The following is a 5,280-nucleotide window of genomic DNA, read 5'->3' as shown; positions in this document are numbered from 1 at the left end:
TATTGCAACTATCATGATAGTGAGCAATACACCTTCTGCAGAGGCAATACTAAACTTCATATAAGTAAATGCGTCTTCATAGATTTGATATGAAAGCGTTCTTGTTGATGTGCCTGGACCACCTGCGGTGAGACCTACAATAGTTGTGTAGCTCTTAAATGAATTGATAACAGTAATTGTCAAAAGCATAAAAAGAGCAGGCTTTAGCATTGGTAGAATAATATACCAAAGCTTTTGGAAGAAGGTTACACCTTCGATCTCGGCAACCTCATAGAGGTCTTTTGGGATTTCCTGAAGGGCTGCGAGTACTGTAATAATGTTAAAGGCTAGTGCCAACCAAGCTCCAATTACAGCAGCAGTTGGCAGAGCCATTTCAGGACTGGAAAGCCACTTTGGTCCAGTTTGTCCAAATAGGCGGAAAATGGCATTAACAGGACCTTTTGTTGGGTTCAAAAGGTATTTAAAGACGATACCAATTGCAATAATATTTGTTACATAAGGCATGTAGAACATTGTCCTAACAATCTTACGTCCCTTAAACTCATTGTTAAAGAGTACACCAAATAGAAAACCAAATATCATTACAACTGCAGTGTAAACAGCTGCAAAATAAAATGATCTTCCAAGTGTTTCCCAGAATGTCTTGCTACTTAGTACATTTATATAGTTCTTAAACCAAACGATATCATTTGAGCTGAGCTTCTTAGTAGAATTTCTATCTAAGAAGCTAACAGCAAATCCATAAACCATTGGATAAAGCTTATATATTATGAACATGAGCAAGAAGGGAAGGATAAAGAGGTATGCACTCTTATCGTTCTTTTTTTCCATCTTTGCCATTTTCAAGCTTTTCCTAATTACTGTACGTTTTTAATTGCTTCGTTTACACGAGAACAAATCTTACTAATTGTTGTATCGATATCCTGTAAGTCCATGCAGTAAGCAGCAACTTCATCGTTAACGATTCTGTTATACTCATCTGCTGCTGGTCCAATGATATCAGACTGAGCAACGCCCATTCCTGTGTTCATGAAGTTTTCATAGAGGTCTGATACGGTAACCTGACCGTGAGAAGCATCTGCAATTGCAGAGAATACCTGGTTCTGCTCTTCAGCTGTTAATGAAGCAAGAGCTGGGATTTGGCCTTCATACTTCCACTGGTTCTGACCAAGCCAAAGGAGGTATTCAAGAGCTTCTTCTGGGTGCTCTGCATTCTTGTTAATTGAGTAATAACCCATTGATACGAAGTTATTATTACCATCTTCTCCTGCACTTGGAGTAGGAGCTACACCGTAATCCCAATCTTTAGGATAGTCTGTCTGGCTATTTAAAAGTCTTGTAAACCAGTTACCCTGAACAAAGAGAGCAAGGTGGTCACCTGCCATTGCATAGTAGTTCCAACTAGCATTTTCGTTAACTACTTCGTCAACAGGCATCTGAACTTTAAGATCGTTACCAAGGCTCTTATACCACTCAATTGATTCTCTGAACTCTGGTGCATCGAAGTTACATGTACCATCTTCTTTATAAAGAGGAATATTCTTTTGCTTAGCTGAAAGGATGAACCATGGGTTTTCAATGTTCATGTATGAACCATAGATACCTTCTGAAAGGTTTGTTACTTTCTTAGCTGTCTCAACATACTCATCCCATGTCCATGGACCCTGTGGGTAAGGAACACCTGCTTTATCGAAGAGAGCTTTGTTGTAGAATACACAGTAAACTTCCTGCTTGTATGGAACAGCATAGTAGTGTCCATCATCGCTGTAAGGAAGGTAAGAGCCCCATATTTTAGTAGCATCGGTGCCCTTTGATGCAATTAAATCATCTAAGGCTACAAAATAACCTGCATCTGCTCTGTTGTAGTAGAACTTAGGTCCGAGTGAAGGAATAACGTCAATTGTGCTACCAGCAAGAAGGTCGATGTTTAGCTTTGCATCGTGGTCAGCATCATTACCTGGAGTAGGCTGAACGTCTACATGAATACCTGTTTCAGCTTCGAAAGCTGCATTCATGTTTTTAAACCATTCTTCGTTTACATAGCTTGCGCGGCAAACTGTTGTAACAACACGTGCTTCCTGCTTCTGTTCTGAAGCACCTGAAGCAAAAACTGCTGTAACACAAATTGCAACAAGCATTAATGTGATGAGAGCTTTTTTCATTTTTTCTTTCCTTAATATTAGTTTTGTTTTTTATCTTCTTCTAAGATTTTTAAAATTCTTTCACGATAGGTCTTATCTCTATCTTCCCACTCAGGAGATACCTGTGAGCCGGTTGAGTAGAAATCATCTTCATTTCTACCTTCCATTTGACCTTTTAGAGTATGCTTATCAACTGCATAATCAGGAATAATAGGCTTTAAATTACCTCTTTTATACTCCTTCATAATCCAGTTATACATCTCGTCACTTGAACGATCCTTTTGACTTTGACAAAGGTATCTAACAGCATGAATAGCTAAGAGACCTCTATCACCTGGTTGCTTAAAGGTTTTTCTCATGTAGTCAAGAATACCAACTAATACAGCAGCCATAGGATTAGCAAGTCCTACATCCTCAACACTGATAGTCTTTAATCTAAACCAAAGATATTCTTCCATATCTTCACTGGTAATTAGCATTTCATATGCTAAGGTAGCAGCATTTTCTGCATTGTTTCTTCTTATTTCTTTTTGTAGTGCAGAAATTACTAAATCAGCAGCAAGTCCAGATCTTGTTTGACACTTCTGCCATGGATCATAAGGAAAATCTGACATTTTCTCTCCTAAATAATTGTAATTTATAGCACTCACATGATACTGGTATATAAGTAGTAATAACAATTCTATATATACTCAAAAACTTTCGAAAAATTCTCATTTATGTTATTATTACCTATATGAGATTTACCCGTGAAACAGTTCATGAACCAAGTACCTTTATCGATAATCGTCATATGTCATCTAAAATTATAGAAGCTCCACCATTTTTTAATGCAAGAGTAAAGCAAGGAGGCTATGGTCATTTAACTGATGATTTTTGGCTATGGAGAACTCCCCATAGAGGGTTTTCTGCATTTGTTTTTACACTTTCTGGAAGTGGAGTGATAATAATGGATGATGGACAAGAAATAAAGATTGGACCTGGAGAAGTCTTTATTAGTGCCCCTCAAGGACAAGGGCACTATGAATATACTCCAAAGGGTCAAGTTTGGGAGATGCTTTGGATTACTATTTGGGGAGACTCGCCTATATTTATTCCTCCATTTTCCGATTACGAGGTAAGACAATTTAATAATATCGAAGAGCTAAGAAATAACGTTCAAGGGATCTTTCGTGAAGAGCTATATCAAGATCATAGAAGTGAAGGCGCTATGGAAAAATATGAAGAGCTCTTTTTAATAAGCATGGAAAGGGCTGTTGCCTTTAGTGAAAGCAGATCAAGCCATCGTCATAGGCAGGAGCTTTCTCAGCTTTGGGTACGCATATCACGTACAATTTCTGATGATTGGTCTTTAGATAGACTTTGTAAAGAAACTGGTTATTCTAAGAGCCATTTAACTCGAATTTGCCAGGAGTTATATAATAAAACCCCAGGAGACATAATTACAGATATGAAAATGCAGCAAGCAAAGGTAATGCTTATTAACTCTGTTCAATCTGTTGATATAGTCTCATCTTTATTAGGCTATAGTAGGCTTTCATCATTTTCTTATGCCTTTAAAGAGTATTATGGGTTATCTCCAAGAGAGTATAGAGCAAAGTATACATCATTAAAAGTCTAAAAATAGACCAATTTAAGTGCTTGAAATAAGGTTTTAACTAGTATAGCATACTAGCTATGGAAATAGTTGAGCTTTTTAATCTGCTCTCCTTTGTAAAGGAAGATATAGAAATTATTAATGCAAGAAAGGGACACTTAGTTGATGATGAAGCTAAGCTATCTAGCGTTGTATTAATTAAAAGTGGCTTAGTAGAAGTAAGAAGTGCTAATGGAACTCTAATCCAGCTATTAAAACAAAACAGTGTATATGGAGTTTCAAATCTATTTTGTGATGAGCGCTTAAAGACAAAGCTTAGCTGTCTTGAAGACTCCATACTTATCTTTGTTTCAAAAGAAGTATTTAGGAAAAAGCTATTAAAAAATGAAGAGGCATTAACTTTATACTGCACCTTTATGAACTCTCGTATTTCTTTTTTACTTTCTCGTATCGATTTATTAACTAAAGAAAGTAGTAGAGAGAAGGTGAGAAGTTATCTTTTAACTAAAAATATTGAATTTTCTTCACGAACTCAGCTTGCATCATATCTTGCAATTGCAAGAAGTGCGCTTTTTAAAGAGTTAAAGTACTTTGAAGATCGTGGAGCAATTGAGACTAAGGGACACAAAATATTAATTAAAGATATTGAAAAACTTAAGGAGATATAGGAATGAAAAAACTACTATTATTTGTTTTAATTACTACCCTTTGCTTATCAGCATTTGCAATGGGTGCAAAAGAGGATGCAGATTATTCTGTATTAAATCCAACTAATGTAAAGGTTGTAGCTCTCAAGGGACCTACTGCTATGGGTATGGTTAAGCTTATGGATGAAAGTAAGACCTCAAGCGTTAATGGAAATAACTATGAGTTTAAAATTGTTGGTGCGCCTACAGAAATTACACCAATGCTAGTTAAGGGGGAAGTTGATATCGCAGCTCTTCCAGCAAATCTTGCTGCTGTTATTTATAATAGTACAAAGGGAAAGGTTCAGGTAATTGCTGTTAATACACTTGGAGTTTTATATATTTGTGAAAATGGAAATAGTGTTAATAATCTAGAGGATTTAAAGGGAAAAACTATTTATTCATCTGGTAAAGGATCAACACCTGAGTATGCTTTAAACTTCATTTTAGAACAAAATGGACTAGCAAATCTTCCTATTGAGTGGAAGAGTGAGCATACAGAGTGTGTTGCTGCTCTTTTAAAGGATCCAAATGCAGTAGCTCTTCTTCCTCAGCCATTTGCAACTACTGCTATGGTTCAAAATCCATCAATTAGAATAGCACTCGATTTAAATAAGGAATGGGATAAGGTTTCTCCTGAAAGTGCTCTATTAACTGGTGTTGTTGTTGCTAGAACAGAGTTTATTAATGAAAATAAAAAAGCAGTTGATAACTTCTTAGAGAGCTACAAAATGAGTACAGAGTTTGTAAATTCAAATATTAATGAAGGTGCAAGATTAATTGGTGAAATTGGAATTATACCTGAGAAGGTTGCTCAAAAAGCACTTCCATATTGTAATATTGTTTGTATTACTGG

The 5,280-nt window shown here is 36.2% G+C and carries 6 protein-coding genes; 3 read left to right on the top strand and 3 right to left on the bottom strand.

All coding sequences use genetic code 11. The features are described 5' to 3' along the window. The 3 genes from SOY52_RS09635 to SOY52_RS09625 all read right to left on the bottom strand — a co-directional run. The coding region (locus SOY52_RS09635) for a sugar ABC transporter permease (RefSeq protein ID WP_320848743.1) at positions 1-840 on the bottom strand (840 nt) is incomplete at its 3' end. 17 nt (positions 841-857) lie between these two features. After that, positions 858-2,162, bottom strand: a complete 1,305-nt coding sequence (locus SOY52_RS09630) for a sugar ABC transporter substrate-binding protein (protein WP_320848742.1) — start codon at positions 2,160-2,162, stop codon at positions 858-860. 17 nt (positions 2,163-2,179) lie between these two features. Next, the gene (locus tag SOY52_RS09625; RefSeq protein WP_320848741.1) at positions 2,180-2,755 is read right to left on the bottom strand and encodes a hypothetical protein; all 576 of its coding nucleotides are present in this window, start codon (positions 2,753-2,755) and stop codon (positions 2,180-2,182) included. Positions 2,756-2,877: 122 nt separating this feature from the next. Between SOY52_RS09625 and SOY52_RS09620 the strand changes: the two genes are divergently transcribed. The 3 genes from SOY52_RS09620 to SOY52_RS09610 all read left to right on the top strand — a co-directional run. Then, positions 2,878-3,762, top strand: a complete 885-nt coding sequence (locus SOY52_RS09620; protein WP_320848740.1) for an AraC family transcriptional regulator — start codon at positions 2,878-2,880, stop codon at positions 3,760-3,762. A 56-nt stretch (positions 3,763-3,818) separates the two neighbouring features. Continuing rightward, complete coding sequence (locus SOY52_RS09615) at positions 3,819-4,406, top strand: Crp/Fnr family transcriptional regulator (RefSeq protein ID WP_320848739.1); 588 nt, start codon at positions 3,819-3,821, stop codon at positions 4,404-4,406. Between the two features lie 2 nt (positions 4,407-4,408). After that, positions 4,409-5,280, top strand: an 872-nt coding sequence (locus tag SOY52_RS09610; protein WP_320848738.1) for an ABC transporter substrate-binding protein, incomplete at its 3' end; no start/stop codon positions are given.

Source organism: Bullifex sp., assembly GCF_034103065.1.
Lineage (GTDB): Bacteria > Spirochaetota > Spirochaetia > Sphaerochaetales > Sphaerochaetaceae > Bullifex.
This window is presented reverse-complemented; position numbering and strand designations above follow the sequence as displayed.

Excerpts from the sequence above, each read along its gene's own strand:
- SOY52_RS09630 (WP_320848742.1), bottom strand. The coding sequence starts at position 2,162 with ATGAAAAAAGCTCTCATCACATTAATGCTTGTTGCAATTTGTGTTACA.
- SOY52_RS09625 (WP_320848741.1), bottom strand. The coding sequence starts at position 2,755 with ATGTCAGATTTTCCTTATGATCCATGGCAGAAGTGTCAAACAAGATCT.
- SOY52_RS09620 (WP_320848740.1), top strand. The coding sequence starts at position 2,878 with ATGAGATTTACCCGTGAAACAGTTCATGAACCAAGTACCTTTATCGAT.
- SOY52_RS09615 (WP_320848739.1), top strand. The coding sequence starts at position 3,819 with ATGGAAATAGTTGAGCTTTTTAATCTGCTCTCCTTTGTAAAGGAAGAT.